16 protein-coding genes are annotated in these 17836 nt (G+C 60.6%); 9 read left to right on the top strand and 7 right to left on the bottom strand.

Annotated features, from left to right (window positions below):
- The first annotated feature begins 8 nt into the window (after nucleotides 1-8).
- From P8X48_01155 to lgt, 3 genes are all read left to right on the top strand, one after another.
- On the top strand, nucleotides 9-1796 hold the full coding sequence (locus P8X48_01155) for a hypothetical protein (protein ID MEJ2105921.1): 1788 nt from the start codon (nucleotides 9-11) through the stop codon (nucleotides 1794-1796).
- Nucleotides 1797-1989: 193 nt separating this feature from the next.
- A complete protein-coding gene (locus P8X48_01150) occupies nucleotides 1990-3687 on the top strand; it encodes a hypothetical protein (GenBank protein ID MEJ2105920.1) in 1698 nt (565 codons plus the stop codon).
- Between the two features lie 44 nt (nucleotides 3688-3731).
- On the top strand, nucleotides 3732-4526 hold the full coding sequence (gene lgt / locus P8X48_01145; protein MEJ2105919.1) for a prolipoprotein diacylglyceryl transferase: 795 nt from the start codon (nucleotides 3732-3734) through the stop codon (nucleotides 4524-4526).
- Nucleotides 4527-4532: 6 nt separating this feature from the next.
- Here lgt and P8X48_01140 read toward each other — a convergent pair whose 3' ends face one another.
- On the bottom strand, nucleotides 4533-5321 hold the full coding sequence (locus tag P8X48_01140; GenBank protein ID MEJ2105918.1) for a sulfite exporter TauE/SafE family protein: 789 nt from the start codon (nucleotides 5319-5321) through the stop codon (nucleotides 4533-4535).
- An 80-nt stretch (nucleotides 5322-5401) separates the two neighbouring features.
- Nucleotides 5402-6766, bottom strand: coding sequence for an NAD-dependent succinate-semialdehyde dehydrogenase (locus tag P8X48_01135; GenBank protein ID MEJ2105917.1), 1365 nt, complete (start codon nucleotides 6764-6766; stop codon nucleotides 5402-5404).
- Nucleotides 6767-6829: 63 nt separating this feature from the next.
- On the opposite strand from P8X48_01135, the gene P8X48_01130 reads away from it, so the two are divergent.
- Both P8X48_01130 and P8X48_01125 read left to right on the top strand, forming a co-directional pair.
- Complete coding sequence (locus P8X48_01130; protein ID MEJ2105916.1) at nucleotides 6830-8785, top strand: transglycosylase SLT domain-containing protein; 1956 nt, start codon at nucleotides 6830-6832, stop codon at nucleotides 8783-8785.
- Nucleotides 8786-8866: 81 nt separating this feature from the next.
- Nucleotides 8867-9805 carry a complex I NDUFA9 subunit family protein gene (locus P8X48_01125; GenBank protein MEJ2105915.1) on the top strand — a complete coding sequence of 313 codons (939 nt, stop codon included), beginning with the start codon at nucleotides 8867-8869 and terminating at the stop codon, nucleotides 9803-9805.
- Here the strand turns inward: P8X48_01125 and P8X48_01120 are convergent.
- Nucleotides 9726-10859 carry an aminopeptidase gene (locus P8X48_01120; GenBank protein ID MEJ2105914.1) on the bottom strand — a complete coding sequence of 378 codons (1134 nt, stop codon included), beginning with the start codon at nucleotides 10857-10859 and terminating at the stop codon, nucleotides 9726-9728. The genes P8X48_01125 and P8X48_01120 overlap by 80 nt on opposite strands.
- Nucleotides 10860-10907: 48 nt before the next feature.
- Between P8X48_01120 and P8X48_01115 the strand changes: the two genes are divergently transcribed.
- The 4 genes from P8X48_01115 (at nucleotide 10908) to P8X48_01100 (ending at nucleotide 14823) form a co-directional block, all read left to right on the top strand.
- The gene (locus tag P8X48_01115; protein ID MEJ2105913.1) at nucleotides 10908-12164 is read left to right on the top strand and encodes a multifunctional CCA addition/repair protein; all 1257 of its coding nucleotides are present in this window, start codon (nucleotides 10908-10910) and stop codon (nucleotides 12162-12164) included.
- The gene (rimO, locus tag P8X48_01110; protein MEJ2105912.1) at nucleotides 12161-13477 is read left to right on the top strand and encodes a 30S ribosomal protein S12 methylthiotransferase RimO; all 1317 of its coding nucleotides are present in this window, start codon (nucleotides 12161-12163) and stop codon (nucleotides 13475-13477) included. Before P8X48_01115 ends, rimO begins: the two co-directional genes overlap by 4 nt.
- Before the next feature lie 223 nt (nucleotides 13478-13700).
- Entirely contained in the window at nucleotides 13701-14423 is a 723-nt protein-coding gene (locus tag P8X48_01105; protein MEJ2105911.1) for a hypothetical protein, read from the top strand.
- A 121-nt stretch (nucleotides 14424-14544) separates the two neighbouring features.
- The gene (locus P8X48_01100; GenBank protein MEJ2105910.1) at nucleotides 14545-14823 is read left to right on the top strand and encodes a 2TM domain-containing protein; all 279 of its coding nucleotides are present in this window, start codon (nucleotides 14545-14547) and stop codon (nucleotides 14821-14823) included.
- A gap of 95 nt (nucleotides 14824-14918) precedes the next feature.
- Here P8X48_01100 and P8X48_01095 read toward each other — a convergent pair whose 3' ends face one another.
- From P8X48_01095 to P8X48_01080, 4 genes are all read right to left on the bottom strand, one after another.
- Complete coding sequence (locus P8X48_01095; protein ID MEJ2105909.1) at nucleotides 14919-16055, bottom strand: adenylate/guanylate cyclase domain-containing protein; 1137 nt, start codon at nucleotides 16053-16055, stop codon at nucleotides 14919-14921.
- A gap of 8 nt (nucleotides 16056-16063) precedes the next feature.
- The gene (locus P8X48_01090) at nucleotides 16064-16954 is read right to left on the bottom strand and encodes a DUF3365 domain-containing protein (protein ID MEJ2105908.1); all 891 of its coding nucleotides are present in this window, start codon (nucleotides 16952-16954) and stop codon (nucleotides 16064-16066) included.
- 58 nt (nucleotides 16955-17012) lie between these two features.
- Nucleotides 17013-17450: a hypothetical protein gene (locus tag P8X48_01085; GenBank protein MEJ2105907.1), complete on the bottom strand. Its 438-nt coding sequence runs from the start codon at nucleotides 17448-17450 to the stop codon at nucleotides 17013-17015.
- A gap of 25 nt (nucleotides 17451-17475) precedes the next feature.
- A partial coding sequence (locus tag P8X48_01080) for a hypothetical protein (protein ID MEJ2105906.1) occupies nucleotides 17476-17836 on the bottom strand: 361 nt, incomplete at its 5' end.

The following is a 17836-nucleotide window of genomic DNA, read 5'->3' as shown; positions in this document are numbered from 1 at the left end:
AATCTCCCATGTCTACGTCCCAAAATCCATTAGCCGTAATCCGGCGCGTCGCGGCCCCCCTGGGACCTGGCGCGGTGTTCTGGCTTGCGCTAACAGCCGCGGTGCTCTGGATCCACCGGCCCTGGGCCCCTGACGAGACGCGACTGCTGTCGGTTGCATGGGAAATGTGGCAGCGGCATTACCTCCTGATCCCGGTATTGAACGATCAGGCCTACGCAACCCAGATGCCCATGATCCCGTGGCTGCTCATCTTCGGCTGGAAGGTACTGGGTACCCATGGCTGGTGGCTGCAGATCCTTGGAGCCCTGTTTGCCTTTGGCACGGTGGCGGTGGGGAGCCGGATCGTTACCTACTTATGGATGGACCAGATTTATATGCCGCGGTATCTGCCCATCGTCCTGATCGGGAGCTGGTTTTGGGTAATCTCCATGGGCATGTCACCGGAGGCAACGGCCCTGTCTTTCTTCGTGTGCCTGGCGCTGCTGGGGATGTTGCGTGCGTGGCGCTATGGGACCCGCGGTGGCTGGTTGCTATACGGGGCTGCCACGGGCGCGGCGGTACTGACGTCGGGTTTCGTTGCTCTCGTCTATGTGCTGCCACCCGCGCTACTGGCACCCTTTTGGGCCGGAAGGGAGCATGCCCTGAGGTGGCAACACTGGTACCAGGATTTCGCCTCAGGCGCGGGCGTTGCCCTGGGCGTGGTGCTGCTGTGGGGCATGTTCGTGGCCAATGAATATGGACAGGAGTTTGCTTTCGCATACCTGTACGGCGCCTTGCCCGTGGCGTCTGCCTTGTATCCACAGGATCTGCCGCCGTACGCCTATCTATTGATGATGTTCCCGCTGTTGCTGCCCTGGGCGGCGTGGCCCTTGCCCTGGTTGCGCCTCTGGCAATTGCACCGCCAGCGGCCCGGAAGCGGTACCGTATTTATTCTCTGCTGGGTGGTGCCCACGCTGTTTCTGCTCGCACTGCTTACCGATCCCCAGCCCCAGTTCCTGCTGCCCCTGCTGCCGGCGGGAGCCATGGTGGTCACCTACCTGCTTCTGAACGAAGAGCTGTTTGATCAGGGAGAAGATCGCATTCTCGTCAGTCTGGCGCCGCCGTTGATTCTGGGCGGACTGGTCCTCGCGTCCCTTGCACCGCTGCTGAGCGGTGCCTGGGTGACCGACCTGGGGGCCAGCAATCTCCTTTACCTCGGGGCGACCGCCGCCGCCGCCGGATTGCTGGTCATTGTGTTGCCGCGACTCGGGATCGTGCCGCGATTGTTGCTGATGTTCGCCGGCGTATTCCTGTTGGCGATTCCCATCTTGCCGCCGATCGACGGAATCCCTGCCGGGCTGAGAGAACTTCCCATCTGGGTCGGAGCTGTCATTGCCGTCCTTGGCCTGGCGAGCGGCTTCGTTCCCCGGTTTCACTTCTATGGACGGGTCGTGAAGATCGCCGCCATCAACGTGACATTGGCTATGGCCTTGCTTGCGGTAGCGGATCTGCAACTGTTTCCGTCTCAGGCCATGGATGCCCCGGCAAGCCTGCTCGCCAGGACCGAGGCCGAAGGTCGGCCGATTGCTCATATTGGCGACTACGATGGTCGCTATACCTTCGCCGCCCGGCTGAAGTCGCCGATTGAGGTTGTCGCTCCGGACCAGATTTCCGCCTGGTCCGCGTCCCACCCCCGGGGGCTGGTGGTGGCCGATTCATTCCCCTGGGAAACCGTGGTTTCTCCGCAATTGGAGCGAAAATCCCTGCTGGATACGGTCCGTATCTGGTCTGCCGATACCCTGCTTTCGGCGAAGTAGGACCTTCGCCTGACCGGCGGACAGGGTTTTCCTTGAGTTTTCCCGTGCGCGTACGAAAATTCAGTAGTCCCGTACGAAAAATCGTACGAGCGTCCTGACAGGGAATACTATGTTCGGCAAAAAGCAGCCCGCCGCGCGATCCAGAAAGAGCGGCTCCCGACATCACAAGAAAAAGCACCGGAAAAAGCCTTCGGTGGACGATACCCTCGACGATTTCGTGGTGGAGGAGATCGAGATCGGCGACGTTGGGGGTGGAGTCGCCATCGAGTCGGATACCGTCCGCACCCGCGCCAAGCGCGTGTCCCGGGCCGGGATTCGGACCATGGTTTTCTGGATCGGCCTTACCTTGCTCATCGCGGCTGCCGCCATGGCGACCCGCGGGTTGTGGCCGCCGGATGAGACCCGTTTTGTTTCCATGGCCTGGGAGATGTGGGTGCGGCAGGACTGGATGCGTCCGGTGCTGAACGGTGAGGTACAGACGACCCAGGCCCCGCTCGTCCTTTGGGCCGTGCTGGCTGGCTGGAAGATACTTGGTGTCAATGACTGGTGGCCCCGCGCCCTGCCCGCGCTCTGTGGCCTGGCCGCCATGGTCGCTACCCAGCGCCTGGCACGCCGTTTCTGGCCGGAGGAAACCAATGTCATTCGTTATGTCCCCCTGATCCTGATCGGCTCCGGCATGTGGGCCTTTTCCCTGACCCTGACCTTGCCGTACATGCCGGTAGTCTTGCTCGTGGTCCTGACCATGCTGGCCCTGGAGGCCATGGCGGCGGCACGGCCCCTGGCCTGGACGTATACCGGCCTGTTGATCGGCGCCGGGGTCCTGGCGGCCGGTCCCGAATTTCTCATCTATGTTGGTCCGGCGGCGTTGACAGCGCCCTTCTGGTGTTCCGACGGTCAGCCCAAGAAATGGCGGTGGACCCCACAGCTGTTGAAGACCCTGGTGGTCGCGGCGATTCCGGTGGGGTTCTGGCTGTACACAACGGTGCCGAGCAGGGAGGCGCTGTTCGCACTGGCGTCCGGTTCCTGGGTCCAACCGTTGTCCCTGTTCTATGCGCACGGGGCATGGTGGTGGTATCTGTTTCTGATTCCCTTTGTGTTCCTGCCGTGGTCCGTCTGGCCCTTGCCGTGGTTGCGCCTGTGGGACAGCCGCACGGAACCGACCGACCGCGGTCTGCTGTTCACGGTCATGTGGGGGTTGCCCTCGATCATTCTCCTGTCGGTCCTGTCCGTACGCCAACCGCAGTTGCTGCTCCCGATCTTTCCGGCCTATGCCATGGCCATCGCGTGGTTGCTTCTGCGTGAGGAGCACGCACAGGACGGCGAGGAAGGTCTGTTTGCCGGCATGGCTGTGCCGGCGCTGTTGATCGGCGGAGTCCTGGCGGTTCTGCCGGGTCTGCCCAGGATCGAGCTGTTGCCCGCGTTCCTGTGGGACCTCTCGCCGCTGGTGGGGGTTGGGGTCGCGGCCGTGGGGATTGGCCTGACATTCCTTCCCGGGGTTCGCCTGCGGGAGCGCATCAGTACGATTGCGGTTACGGTGATGTTCGCAGCGGTGGTCGGCAGCTTCGTCTTCGGATATGAATTCCGCAATCGCTACCAGCTCAATGTCCTCGCGGACACCGTGTCCCGGATCGAGGCCAAACATTTCCCGCTCGCCGTGGTTGGACCCTACGAGGGTGAATTCCAGTTCCTGGGCCGCCTGTATCGGCCAATTGCCGTGCTCGACAAGGAAGGTGTTCCGGACTGGGTGGCGGGACATCCCGACGGCGTACTTCTGACGTACAGTGATGGCTGGCAGCCTCTTGGTGCCGCCGCAAACAAGCCTTTGTACGAAGCCAGGCTGGGCGCACACAGCGTGCGCCTGTGGTCCGCGGATATCGCTTTGTCGCGGTAGACACGGCTGGCCCGGGCCAGCGGCTTCCGTCATAATGCCGGCCCATGCTGGTCGCACCCGATATCAATCCCGTCGCATTCCACGTCTGGCGCCTGCAGGTCCATTGGTACGGGCTGATGTATGTGCTGGCGTTCATTGGCGCCTGGTGGCTGGGCACGATCCGCGCCGCGCGTTCCGATGGTGCATGGCGCAAGGAGGAGGTGGGCGATCTCATCGTCGCCGGCGCGTTCGGCGCCGTCCTTGGCGGGCGCATCGGCTACATTCTGTTCTACAAGCCCGCTTTCTATTTCAGCCATCCCCTGGAAGTCCTGTACGTCTGGCACGGCGGCATGTCGTTTCACGGGGGATTGATCGGCGTTATCGTGGCCATGGTGTGGTATGCACGCAAGACCCACCGTCACTGGACCCAGGTCACCGATTTCATGGCGCCGCTGACGCCCTTTGGTCTGGGTGCCGGACGCATCGGCAATTTCATCAATCAGGAATTGTGGGGCCGCGTGACCGATGTGCCCTGGGGTATGGTGTTTCGCACCGGCGGACCCCAGCCACGCCATCCCTCTCAGCTGTACGAGCTCCTGCTGGAGGGGGTGTTGCTGTTCGTGATTCTGTGGACGTATTCCCGCAAGCCCAGACCCATGGGCGCGGTGTCGGGTCTGTTTCTGGTTTGCTACGGGCTGTTCCGAATCTTCGTCGAGTTCTTCCGCGTCCCGGACGCGTTCCTCGGTTACCTTGCTTTCGGCTGGCTCACTATTGGCCAGATCTACAGCGTGCCCATGGTATTGGCCGGCGCGGCAATGATCTGGTGGGCCTACCGCAAGAACACCAGCCCCGTTTCCTGATCGCCGCTAGCCAAGCAACATGCGCACGCCCAGCGCCACCAGCAGCAGCGCAAAAATCCGTTTCAACTGGGCCGTGGGCAGGGTATGGGCCAGCCATGCACCCAGGGGTGCAAACGGTACGCTGGCCAGGGTGACTCCCAACAGCGCCGGGCCATAGACGAAACCCGCGGACCACGCGGGCAGGGTGGCCTGGTTCCAGCCGGCGATGGCGAAGCCGACGGCGCCGCCGAAGGCGATGGGCAAACCGCAGGCGGACGAGGTTGCCACCGCCTTGCGCAGGTCCTGGTTGCACCAGACGAGGAAGGGAACGGTAAGCGTGCCGCCGCCGATGCCGATGATGGCCGAGACGGTGCCGATAACACCGCCAGCGGCAAACATCCCGGGCCGTCCCGGCAGCTGTCGTTGCGGCGCCGGACGCAGGTTGCGGATCATCTGCGCGGCGACCAGCAGTTCGAACACACCAAACACGCGGGACAGCACCGGGGTTGGCAGCTGGTCGGCAATGGCCGCGCCCAGCAGGGCGCCGGCGATCAGTCCGGGTGCGAGCCGGGCCACCACCGGCCACATCACCGCGCCGCGCTTGTGATGGGCGCGTACGGAGGAGACGGAAGTAAACACGATGGTTGCCAGGGATGTACCCACGGCCAGATGAACCACTGAGGCATCATCGAATCCCTGCAACCGGAAGGCGAACACCAGGGTGGGCACGATGACCAGTCCGCCACCCACACCCAGCAGACCGGCAAGCACGCCGGCCACCGCTCCGATGGCGACATAGTAGAAGAACGGATCCAAGCCGATTTTCTTTTCTCGTTGCGAGCGCAGAGTATACGTAAAGCGCGGCCCGCTGCGTCAATCCATCGACCGGAGACCGGCTATTTGATCCACACGGTCTTGGCGTTCACGAACTCGCGGATGCCGTGTATCGACAACTCGCGACCGTAGCCGGAGGCCTTGATGCCGCCAAAGGGGAGTCGCGGATCACTTTTGACCATCCCGTTGACGAAGCTGGAGCCCGATTCCATGCGCCGCGCAAAACGTTCTGCCCGTGCACTGTCCCGGCTCCACACGCTGCCCCCCAGACCGAAGCGGCTGTCGTTGGCGATGCGCAGGGCATCATCCTCATCACGGGCGCGAATGAAGATCGCCACCGGTCCGAACAGTTCTTCACTCCAGGCACGCATTCCGGCTTGCACGCGATCGAGGATGGACGGCGGATAGTAGTAGCCCGGTCCATCCAGGGGCGCGCAGCCGAGGGCGGCCTCGGCCCCGGCGGCGATGGAATCGCTCACTTGTCGGTGCAATTCGTCGCGCAGGTCGGCCCGGGCCATGGGGCCGATGCCGGTGTCGTCCGCGGTCGGGTCGCCAATCTTGAGGGCGGACATCTCCGCCTTCAGTTTTTCCAGAAAGGCATCGGCAACCGCGTCCACGACAATGAAGCGCTTGGCGGCGATGCAGCTCTGGCCGCAATTGAGCAGGCGCGCGCCGGCGCCAACTCTTGCTGCTTCGTCGAGGTCTGCGTCGTTCAGGATCACGAAGGCGTCGGATCCACCCAGTTCCAGCACGGACTTCTTCAGTTGTGTCCCGGCGGTGCCTGCGACCTTGCGCCCAGCGGGTTCGGACCCGGTGAGGGTGACGGCATGAACCCGCGGGTCCTCAATTACCTTTTCGACCTGGGATGCGGAAATCATCAAGGTGCGGAACACCCCGTTGGGGAACCCGGCCCTTTCGAATACCTCTTCGATCGCTAGCGCGCATTGGGGCACATTGGAGGCATGCTTCAGCACCGCCGTGTTGCCGGCCATGAGTCCCGGGGCGGCAAAGCGAAACACCTGCCAGAAGGGGAAGTTCCACGGCATGACGGCGAGTACCGTCCCCAGGGGCAAATAGGCGACATAGCTCTTGCCGGCGTCGGACTCGATCACTTCGTCGGCGAGAAAGTTCTGGGCATGGTCCGCGTAGTACTCGCACACCCAGGCGCATTTCTCGACTTCACCTTTCGCCTCGCGCGCCAGTTTTCCCATTTCCGTGGTGATCAGCGCGGCGTAGTGGTCCGTACGTTCGCGTAGTTCTGCTGCCGCTGCACGCATGAGGATGGCGCGATCGGCAAACGATCTTGCGCGCCAGTCGGGCGAGGCCTGCGCGACCAGCTGCAGGGCTTCTTCCACCTGCGCATCGTTCCACAGGTCGAACTCCTTGATTTTGTTGGCCGTTGCGGGATTTACGGATTCCATGTTCATGGCCCCTCCTTTTCTTTTGGGCGGCTTCTTGCTTGTATAGGGCTGTCTATACTTAATATTACTGTGATCCCGAAAACAACAATCAGTTTCATCGCGGCACTGTTTTTCCTGGCATCGCATACGGTATTTGCCGACGATGCGCCGGAAAACTCGGTGGATGCGCAGCGCGCGGCGTATCTCGCCGGCGTCGCCGCGTTGCATCGTGGCGACAAGGCCGGCTATGACCGGGCGCAGGAAAAGCTCGATGGATCCATCCTGCAGGGCGAGCTCGAGTACCATTATCTTCGCCGGCACCTGGCGCAGACATCGGAAGACGAGTTGCGCATGTGGCTGCATAACAATCGGTACGCCTATAGCAGCGTCGTGCTGCGCGAGCGCTGGTTGTATCAGCTTGCCAGGAAAGGCGACTGGGACACCTTCATGCGGGAGTACCGGACCGAACTGAAAGATCGCACCCTGTATTGCTACTGGCTGGACCATCAGCTGCAGGCCACGGACATCGATCAGTGGCCCGTGATGGAGCGAGTCGCCAAACTCTGGAACACGGGCCGCCGGCTGCCCAGCGCCTGCAACGCGGTCTTCCATCGTTGGCGCGACGCCGGGCAGATGACACGCGATACAGTGTTCGCGCGCATCAAGCTCGCCATGGAGTCCCGCCGCATCACTCTTGCACGGGAACTCGCGAACTATCTGCCAGCCAGGGACCGGGTCTGGGTTGCGCGCTGGGTCGCCATGCATCGGCATCCGGCAAGAGAGCTCGCCAGTATCCACTACTCGCTGGATACGCCCGTGGCGCGGATGATCGTCAATCATGGTATTGCACGCCTGGCCTACCGGGATCCGCGTGAGGCCATGCGATTGTGGACCGCGCTGAAGGAGAAATACCGTTTCTTCGGCGAGGACGAGAACTATGTCCTGCGGCAGGTTGGCATCATCGCCGCCAAGGATCATCTGCCGGAGGCCGTGGACTGGCTGTCGGCGGTGTCCGCCGGAAAGACAGATGAGGATGTCCGCTTCTGGCGGGTGCGCGCTGCCATGTGGGCCGGGGACTGGAAGCTGGCGCAACAGTTCTATACAGCCCTGACCGAGGATGAACAGAACAGCGACGAATGGCGCTACTGGAAGGCGCGCATCGAGGAACAACTCGGCCACAAGACTCGCGCCTGGGAGGAATACAGTTCACTCGCGCGGGAGCGGAGTTATTACGGTTTTCTGGCCGCCGACCATATCGATGCCACGTATTCCATGCAGGACCGGGACATCGAGGTTGCACCGGGGGATCTGAATCAGATCGAGTCGCGGCCGGATGTGAAGCTGGCCACCGAACTGTATGCCGTCGGCAAGATCATCGATGCGCGGCGGCAATGGCGCTGGACCATTCGTCACATGAATGCCCGCGATCTCAAAGTGGCCGCGGTTGTTGCGCAGAATCTTGGTTGGCACGATCGGGCGATCTATACCGCCGCCGTCAGCGGTCATGTCGACGACCTGGATTTGCGCTTCCCGCTCCTGTATCGCAAACAGGTCGAACAGAACGCACGGCGCACCGGTCTGGATCCGGGCTGGATCTACGGCGTCATGCGGCAGGAAAGCGCCTTCGTCAGCGATGCCCGCTCCGGAGCCGGTGCCCTGGGCCTGATGCAGCTGCTGCCGCGCACCGGCCGTGCGACCGCACGCCGCCTCAAGCTTAATATCCGCAGCAAGCACGCGATCCTGAACGTGGACAACAATCTGCGTCTGGGTTCCTATTATCTGCGCACGGTGCTGCGACGACATGACAACAATCCGGTGTTGGCAACGGCCGCCTACAATGCCGGTTCCCATCGGGTGAAAAGATGGCTGCCCGACGATGACGAAATGCGCGCGGACCTGTGGGTGGAATCGATTCCTTACGACGAAACCCGCAACTACGTAAAGAATGTGCTCAGCTACACAACCATCTACGAGCGCCGGCTGGATGTGGAGCCGACCCAGTTGAATGAACGCATGCCCGCCGTCGAGCCGCGCAGCTCCCGTTGATTTCCGTTCCCTTGACATCACTTCGGGATGGCGCAAAATCCCGCTCAATCCATTGATCGAAAACGCACGTCAAACAGCAGCATGAGCACGCCCGATATCTGCATTCTTGGTGGCACCGGATTCGTCGGACACAGCCTGATCGTGAAGCTCGCAGACCGCGGCTGGCCGGTGACCGTGTTGACCCGGCGACGCGAGGAACACCGTGACCTGTTGGTCTTGCCTACGGTTCGGGTGGTGCAGGGCAACGTGTTGGACCCGGCCTTTCTGGGCATGGAACTGGCGGGTCACGACGTCGTAATCAATCTCGTCGGCATCCTCAACGAATTCCGAAACCGGCCAGGCTTCGAGCGCATCCATGTGCAATTGGCCGGCAAGGTGGCGGAAGCCTGCCGCGATCAGGGGGTCCGCCGCCTGTTGCATATGAGTGCCCTCAAGGCATCCAGTGGAAGTCCCAGCGAATATCTGCGCAGCAAGGGGATCGGCGAGGACCGGGTGCACAACATTGGTGGCCACCAGCTCCACGTCACCAGCTTCCGGCCGTCGGTCATGTTCGGCGATGGCGAGGACATTACCCGGCGCTTCGAGCGATTGCTGCGCATGAGCCCCGGTGTGCTTCCCCTGGCCTGTCCCGACGCGCGATTCCAGCCGGTGTGGGTGGAAGACGTGACCGACGCCATGATCAATTCCATCGACAACTACCACAGCTTCGGCAAGCGCTATGAACTGTGCGGTCCGCGAGTCTATACCCTGCGCCAGATCGTGGAATACGTGGCGAAGACGGTTGGTCTGCGCCGCAAGGTACTCGGGCTGGGGCCGCGCTTGTCGTGGCTGCAGGCCGTGGCGGGGGAGATGATGCCGGGCAAGCCCTTTAGTATCGACAACTACCATTCATTGCAGATCAACAGCGTATGCAAGGAGGGTTTCCCGCCGGTGCTGGGCGTCACGCCGACGGCGATGGAGGCAGTGGCGTGGCACTGGCTGGCGCGCGATCGCCGGATCCATCCGCGCCGGTCGACCTGAATTTTCCGAGCAGTTCCTCCATTTCCTGCGTGCGTTCCGCCGGCGACAGTTTCCCGATCCTGCGTGCGCGGCGATAGAACCTTTTCAGGTCACCATCACAGTCGCGCAGCAGTTGTTCGAAGGCCGGAACGTAATCGTAATAGCTGCCGATGGGAACCAGGCTCGCGTTGTTCAGTTCCCGGTCGAACCAGCGATCATAACCGCTGTAACCGCCCCAGCTCTTTTTGAGCTTCGCGTATTCTATTTTGAGATCGGCAAAGGCGGTGCGTTTGCCGGCACGCTTGGCTTCGTCATTGACCGGACTGGCATAGAGCTTCTTCAGGCGCTCGCGCGTGCGCATCACCAGGGCAATAAACTGGGCCTGCCGCCGCTTGCGCTCCTGGTACTTGCGAAAGGCCTCAGGCGTGTGTTCGTGCAGCAGCCATCGGCGCAGACCTTCCTCCTCCACGGCAGTGGCGAAGGATTCGTTGAACGTGGTGTCGCCGGAGACAAAGAGTTCCTGGTGGGCAAGCTCGTGAAATACCAGCGCCGCGAGGTCATATCCCGGTTGCCGCAACATGGTGTTCAGTACCGGGTCGCTGAACCAGCCCAGGGTGGAGTAAGCAGTGATTCCTTCAACTTCCACATCATCACCTCTCTGCTTCAGTCCCTTTGCAAAGCGAATCGCGGCCCCTTTGGAGAAATAGCCGCGATAGGCAACGCAGCCGGTGATGGGAAAGCACCATTGCCGTGGCGCGAGTGACAGTTCCGGCGCCGCGAACACATTCCACACCACGTACGGACGGCCCAGATCCGCGTAGCTGCGGTAGCTGGCGTTGTTCGGCAGGCCCAGTTCGGCGCTGGCAAAGTCGCGGGCGCGCTGCACGGTCTTCAGGCGCTTGCGCAGGGCCGGGGGTGTCTTCGGATCGGCCAGCACCTCGGCGATGGGCCGGCGCTTGGAAAGAAGGGAGAGCTGTCCGCTTACGGCCTGGGAGTAGTAGGACACGCTGGAGCACGCCGCGAGCGTGAACGCGGCGACAAGGACAACGGCAAATTGTGCGACTGCATGCTTCATACGGGATTGCCCCTTGGCGCCGGCACTATGCCACATTAGGATGCACCCATGAAAACCTATCTCGTCGGCGGCGCGGTGCGCGATGAATTGCTCGGGATCGAGGTCACGGACCGCGATTTCGTGGTCGTGGGCGCGACCCCGGAACAGATGGTGAAGGCGGGGTTCACCCCGGTGGGCGCCGACTTTCCGGTGTTTCTGCACCCGGAAACAAAGGAGGAGTACGCCCTCGCACGCACCGAGCGCAAGAGCGGCCGTGGTTACAAGGGTTTCACTGTGTATGCGGCGCCGGATGTGAGTCTGGAAGACGATCTCCGTCGGCGCGACCTGACGATCAATGCCATGGCCGAGGATGAGGACGGCACCATCATCGATCCCTTCGGCGGACAGGAGGACCTGCGCAACGGAGTCCTGCGCCACGTTTCCGACGCCTTCGCCGAAGACCCGGTGCGTATCCTGCGCGTCGCCCGCTTTGCCGCGCGCTTTGCCGGGTGGGGATTCAAGGTGGCCCACAGTACCAATAAGCTCATGCGGCAGATGGTGGACAACGGCGAAGTGGATTATCTCGTACCGGAACGGGTGTGGGCGGAGCTGGAACGGGCTCTGGGCGAGGACCGGCCGTCGCAGTTCTTCAAGGTTCTGCGTGGCTGCGGGGCGTTGGCGCGGTTGTTTCCCGAGATCGACGCCCTGTACGGCGTACCGCAACCGGAGCATGCTCACCGCGAAGTCGATACCGGTGTCCACGCGATGATGGTTCTCGACGCGGCCGCGGCACTGTCCGGCGATACGCGCGTGCGCTTCGCCGCCCTCATGCACGATCTCGGCAAGGGGGCGACGCCGGAGGAAGAGTGGCCGCACCACTACGAGCATGAGCAACGCGGCGCCGAACTGGTGACGGACTTTTGCCGGCGTTTCCGCGTGCCCAATGAATACCGCGACCTGGCGGTGATCACCGCGCGCTACCATGGCGATTGCCATCGCATCTTCGAGCTGCGCGCCAACACCGCGGTGCGAGTGCTCGAGGCCATGGATGCCTTTCGCAAACCGGAACGCGTGGACCTGTTCGCCCTGGCCTGCGAGGCGGACTATCGCGGGCGCAAGGATATGAAAGACCAGCCCTATCCCCAGGGCGAGTTGTTGCGCGTCGTATTTGCCGCCGCGCAGTCCGTGGACAGCAACGCCATTGCGCGCGATGCGCAAAAGGCCGGATTGACGGGTGAGGCCATCGGCAATCGCATCCATGAAGCGCGGGTGCATGCCGCCGGTCGTGTGCTCGCCGATGCGGAGAAAGAGACCCCGGCATCATGAGCGCCCGCCGTGTCGGCTTCGTCAGTCTCGGCTGCCCCAAGGCGCTGGTGGATTCGGAGCGCATCCTCACGCAGTTACGGGCCGAAGGTTACGAAATCTCGCCGAGCTATGACGGCGCCGACCTGGTGGTGGTTAACACCTGCGGCTTCATCGACGACGCGGTGGAGGAATCCCTGGACGCCATCGGCGAGGCCCTGACAGAGAATGGCAAGGTCATCGTCACCGGTTGCCTGGGCGCCAAGGGCGACGTCGTCCGCCAGACCCACCCTTCGGTGCTCGCCGTGAGCGGACCCCAGGCCCTGGAGGAGGTGATGGACGCTGTGCATCACCATCTTCCACGGCCCCACGATCCCTATACCGATTTGATTCCACCTCAAGGCATCAAGCTCACGCCGCGACACTACGCTTATTTAAAGATCTCCGAGGGCTGCAATCACCGTTGCACCTTCTGCATCATCCCTTCGTTGCGCGGCGATCTCGTCAGCCGGCCCGTGGGCGAGGTGCTGCAGGAAGCGGAGAACCTGGTGCAGGCCGGGGTGAAAGAGTTGCTGGTCATCTCCCAGGACACCAGCGCCTACGGCGTGGACGTGAAATACCGTACGGGTTTCTGGCACGGGCGGCCGGTGAAATCGAACCTCAAGGAGCTGGCGGCGAACCTGGGGGAACTCGGCGCCTGGGTACGGCTGCACTATGTCTATCCCTATCCCCATGTGGACGACATCATTCCGCTGATGGCCGAAGGTAAGATCCTTCCCTATCTCGACATCCCGTTTCAGCATGCGAGTAGGAAGATCCTCAAGGCGATGAAGCGGCCGGCTTCTTCGGAAAATGTGTTGCGGCGTATTGAGGCCTGGCGCGAGACGGTGCCGGACATCTCCCTGCGCTCGACCTTCATCGTTGGCTTTCCCGGCGAGACGCGCGCGGACTTCGAGGAGTTGTTGCAGTTTCTCGAGGCCGCGCAACTCGACCGCGTTGGTTGTTTCACCTATTCGCCGGTGGAGGGCGCCCGCGCCAACGAGCTCGAAGGCGCGGTCGACGAAGACACGAAACAGGAGCGACTGGCCGAACTGATGGAACTACAGGTGCGTATCTCCGCGGACCGGCTTACGCGCAAGGTGGGCACGACGCAGGAGATCATCGTCGACGGCATCGACGAGCAAGGGCGTGCCGTCGCGCGCTCCAGGGCCGATGCGCCGGAGATTGATGGACTCGTCTTCGTCGAGTCCGGGCACACGCTCGAGGTCGGTGACCTTGCCGAGGTGGAAATCACCGCCAGCGACGAACACGATCTGTACGGCCGGATTCAAGGCTAGTTTTTCAGCGTATTCCAGTTTGCCCGGCAACAGTACCGCGTGCGCTTGATTTTGTGTCGTCGCCGCGACATGCTTTTCGATAGCAAGGAAGGTAAGAAGACGGCTGATTTCAGTCGCAGCGCAGCTGGTTCACCAGGCGGGACGTTAGGTGCGACTGACTTCAGAGAAGACAGAAAGAACGCCTTTCTGGTGTTTACCCATTCCATCGTAAGTAGAGAAGTCTATGAAAAACATGGCTAAATGGATTGTGCTTTCGTTGCTATGTTTGGTGATTTTTGTCCTTACATTCATGAAAACGCCAGAAGCGATTACAAGTCTGTTGGAAAATATTTCAAAGGATGTAAGAGCCTATTCGGCTTTCTTGCACGTCCTGTTTTTGGTGGTCATAGCGCTTGGGCTTCTAGTCAAAAAGGTCAGAAATGGTCTGTTTTCTCTATTCATTGCTTTACTCTCCCTATCTGCAGCAATCATTTCAGTAAAGTATCTGGTGGTGCCCAATATCATTATCTTTGGGATGTTCTTCGTGCTCATTGTTCATGCCTACTTTTCGAAGAGGCTGACCTTTGATTTTGAGAACATCGCGCCGATCAATCTGTTTTTCGGCGTTCTTGGGTTGGTGTTCGGTTTTTGGTATTTGCACTGGGTCCAAAGCCCTGTTTGGTTGAATGCATTGATATATTCGCCATTGGGGGCTGTAAACTGCCCTACTATGGTAACCATTTGTGGTTTTCTCTGTATGAGTCAAAGGCCAAGATCAGTTTTGTTGGAGGCGCCAGTTGCCCTGATAACTCTATATTTTGGCTTTTTCGGGATTTTTCGCTTAGGGGCTTATGTTGATGTAGTGTTGATAATTTGTGCACTATTTCTGCTGGTGAGATTAGGCTCTTATATGAATCATGAAAATGCTTTCGAAGGAAGAAAGAAAGGTATTGAGGCAACGCTATAAGAAGCGGCCGATCCCGACAGCACATAAGCTGCGGGTGTAAATGATGGCGTAAGGAACGCGCCACCCCGGACCCACGGCGTCAGGACCTCTTTGCGTCACATCTTTTGGAAAGGAGGCACAGGTGGAAAACCAAGAGGCTTACCAAAAAGCGAAGAAAAGAGTAGAGGCCAAGATCGGATTTTACGTCCATCTGGCAGTCTATGTGGCAGTGAATACCCTGCTCATTATCATCAACCTCCTCACATCAAGCCAATACCTCTGGTTCAAGTGGCCGCTTATGGGATGGGGTATTGGCCTGTTCTTTCATGCCTTGGGAGTCTTCGTTTTTTCTGGAGGATCAGCTATCAAAGAACAGATGATTCAAAATGAGATGAAGAAGGAAACCTTCAAGAAGCGGTGATTCGAAAGAAATAGAACCTAAAACCATAGATCGCGATCTGGAAAGTGGTCGACTGGCTGAAGTCACAACGCGCAATGGCTGAATAGGGTACTCTGTCAGCCTCCTGGGGCGCTATCGAGAAACCGTTGGCGTTCCCCCTCGTCCTCGATTTCCCGGGCAAGCAATTCGTACAGCTCCTGCGGCTTGCCGGTCCGCCGTGCCGCCTTGCGCACCAGCATGGGGGCCATGGGGCCGATATAGTTTCGTAACTGTGCGATCGCGCGCTCCAGCACGGCTTCATCCCAGTCCCCCGTGGACGTGTCCGGCGTCGCCTGGGCTTGCGACGAGAAATCGATGCCGGCAGGTGGCCCGGACACCGGTTCCGTCTCCCCGAAGTCATTGAGCACGGCCTTGGTGCGTGCCAGGAAGGCGCTGCGCGCTTCGCCCACCGGAACGGCACGGGCCAGCCGTACAAACAAATCTTCAAGGGAAGGGGCACGGGCCGCCTCCTTGCGCACCAGCAGGCTCGCGAGGGGACCCACATGGGCAAGCAATTCGTACTCGACCCGGCGCAGAATCTCCGGTTCGAATTTCATTGTGCTGAGCGGCGCCACTTCCTGGGCCAGGCGCGTCCGTACGATACGGGTGACTTCGTCGAATACCGGCTCGGGGTGGTCAGGGGCGTCCGTGTCGGTCGCCTGCGGGCTGTCGTCGGAGCGCACCTCGTAGACCACGTGCTCGAAGCCGTGCTTGTCCCGCCGGATGCCAAGATACTGGAAGAGATTCGAGTATTCGTCCGACAGGCACCAGGCGACATCATAGAACGATCGCGACACCAACATCTGGCTGGAGTGGGCAAAGTTCATGATACGCTGGGCGACGTTGATGCCGTCGCCAAGTACGCTGTAGCGGCCGTTGATATCGGTTACCAGCTTCACCGGCCCCAGGTTGATCCCGGTACGGATCTCGTAGGATTCAGGCGCCGAGACTTGGGGCGTCATGACCTGCTTGCGCAGCTCCAGGCTGGCGACGATGGCCGCCTCCGGATCGCCGAGCATGCACAGGGCGACGCCGTCGCCGGTGTCCAGGATCACGCGGTCAACCTCTTCCATGCCGGTGATCGCATCCGAGATCAGGTGGTTGAAGTGTTTCTTGATTCCAATCTGCTGGTCCAGCGAGCGCTTCGAGTACTCGACGATGTCGGTGAAGACGATCGTACTGAGCCAGGTATGATTTTCGGAATCGGCATCCATGGCGTTGCCTACAATAGCTTGGTCTCCTGGTCTTCGAGCATGTTCATGGCCTTGCCGAGACTGCGACGCATGCGATTGAATGCCGCCCCGAGAACCGAGATCTCGTCGTTCCCCGTTTCCTTGAATTCGTCGGCGTCCATATTGCCCATGCTGATCTGATCGGAAATCTGGGCCATGCGCGTGACCGGGCGGATAACGATGGCCCGCAACATGATGTTCAGTACGATGATGATGAAAAGAAAAATCCCGGACAGGGAACCCATGAAAGTAATGAAGGCGTGACGTGCCTTTTCGATCGGGTAAGTCATGGGGACAGTGACAATCTGCGCACCCACGATCTCGTTCATTTTCCAGCCAAAGCCATTCGCGTCCCCGTATTTCGCCAGCATGGTCTTGGGTGCGGCCTGCACGTTGCTGTGACAGGTCAGGCAGCCGGCGTTCTTGATGCTGATCGGCCGCGCGAGAAACAGCGCCTTTCCCGTCGGGGTATTGCGCTCGTTGATGATCTGGGACTGTTCTGGATTGTTGCGGAAGGTTTCGACGATGTCCGTCTCCCAGTCCGTTGCGCGATCACGGGGATTGGTGGGGTTCAGGGTCGCTTCCTTGTAGCTGTATTCCGGGTGGTTCTTGCGCAGCTTGTCGAAACTCTGGGTTGCGGCATAGGCCGGCACGGTTTGCGGGAGAAATTCGCGTGTCATTTGCAGTGTCAGCAATGGCCGGATCTCCTTGACGGTATAGCTGCGAATCGCCAGCGCCGCCTCCATCATCATGCCCGCGTGTTGAACCACTTCCTCGCGCGCGTTCTTCTGCAGGATGGAATAGGACAGATAGCCGGCGATGCCGAGACCAGCAGAACACACGCCGATCAGTACCAGATTGAATTTCGCTAACAGTTTCATGTCATTGTCCCTTGGTCGTGTTTTCGTTGAGGGGAAAGCCTAGCCGCAAGTCGCCAGTTCACGGGTGGCGGCGGTGAAACCGTTGAGGCTGAAGGCGACCGGGCGCCGGCCAGGTTGGCCAAAAACGTAGCCAGGCCTTGAGCGTGAGCCCCTTTTTCATGGACTGGATCGTTTGCGTAGAGATACCGGTGAAGCGAACCGTCTTGTTGTCTACAACTTCGGACGACTTGATCTGGCCTTCCCGGTCCACCTGGATACGAAGATCGGCGAAGCTGTTGTCGATATTGGAGGGGGTGACCAACGACAGCTCGTCTCCATCCAGTTCAACATGAACCATGATCTTGCGGTACCCGTCATCCATTTCCTGTGCGCCGGACTTCAGAAAGCAATGGCCGGCATCCCGCATTTCGACGGTCCAGTCGGCCTGCGCCGGTGTGGCAAAGGTACACACCATTCCCAACAGGGCCATCCATCCGGCCAATCGTTTGCTGTTCACTTCGCGCCCCCGTTTTTGTGGTGATTCATATCCGGAACTGCTTGCGAAATCGCTCGCGGTCCGAATCATTGTCAATCTGGCCTTCCAGCAGTTCGCGTAGCTGCTCGGCATCCGCCGCCTGCTGCGCTGCCTTACGTACCAGTACCCGGGCCATGGGTCCGACAAAAGTGGTCAGGGCCTTGACCGCCCGGTCGAGCAGCTCATCGGAGAATCGCACGGCGCTCGTCTGCGGCGTGCTCGTGGGCCCCGATACAGGATCCCCAGTTCGTGGTCTGTTGCCTCCCGTCGTCGGCGAATCCGATCTCTTCGCCGTTTTCAGAAATCGTTTGCGGCCTTCTTCGACTGGAATTGCATCGGCCAGAATTTGATACAGCTCGGACAGGTCG

Source organism: Acidiferrobacteraceae bacterium (genome assembly GCA_037388825.1).
GTDB lineage: Bacteria > Pseudomonadota > Gammaproteobacteria > Acidiferrobacterales > JAJDNE01 > JARRJV01.
This window is presented reverse-complemented; position numbering and strand designations above follow the sequence as displayed.

Bases quoted from the DNA above. Each gene is read 5' to 3' on its own strand.
- P8X48_01155 (MEJ2105921.1), top strand. From the start codon at position 9: ATGTCTACGTCCCAAAATCCATTAGCCGTAATCCGGCGCGTCGCGGCC.
- lgt (MEJ2105919.1), top strand. From the start codon at position 3,732: ATGCTGGTCGCACCCGATATCAATCCCGTCGCATTCCACGTCTGGCGC.
- P8X48_01135 (MEJ2105917.1), bottom strand. From the start codon at position 6,766: ATGAACATGGAATCCGTAAATCCCGCAACGGCCAACAAAATCAAGGAG.
- P8X48_01125 (MEJ2105915.1), top strand. From the start codon at position 8,867: ATGAGCACGCCCGATATCTGCATTCTTGGTGGCACCGGATTCGTCGGA.
- P8X48_01120 (MEJ2105914.1), bottom strand. From the start codon at position 10,859: ATGAAGCATGCAGTCGCACAATTTGCCGTTGTCCTTGTCGCCGCGTTC.
- P8X48_01115 (MEJ2105913.1), top strand. From the start codon at position 10,908: ATGAAAACCTATCTCGTCGGCGGCGCGGTGCGCGATGAATTGCTCGGG.
- rimO (MEJ2105912.1), top strand. From the start codon at position 12,161: ATGAGCGCCCGCCGTGTCGGCTTCGTCAGTCTCGGCTGCCCCAAGGCG.
- P8X48_01105 (MEJ2105911.1), top strand. From the start codon at position 13,701: ATGAAAAACATGGCTAAATGGATTGTGCTTTCGTTGCTATGTTTGGTG.
- P8X48_01095 (MEJ2105909.1), bottom strand. From the start codon at position 16,055: ATGGATGCCGATTCCGAAAATCATACCTGGCTCAGTACGATCGTCTTC.
- P8X48_01090 (MEJ2105908.1), bottom strand. From the start codon at position 16,954: ATGAAACTGTTAGCGAAATTCAATCTGGTACTGATCGGCGTGTGTTCT.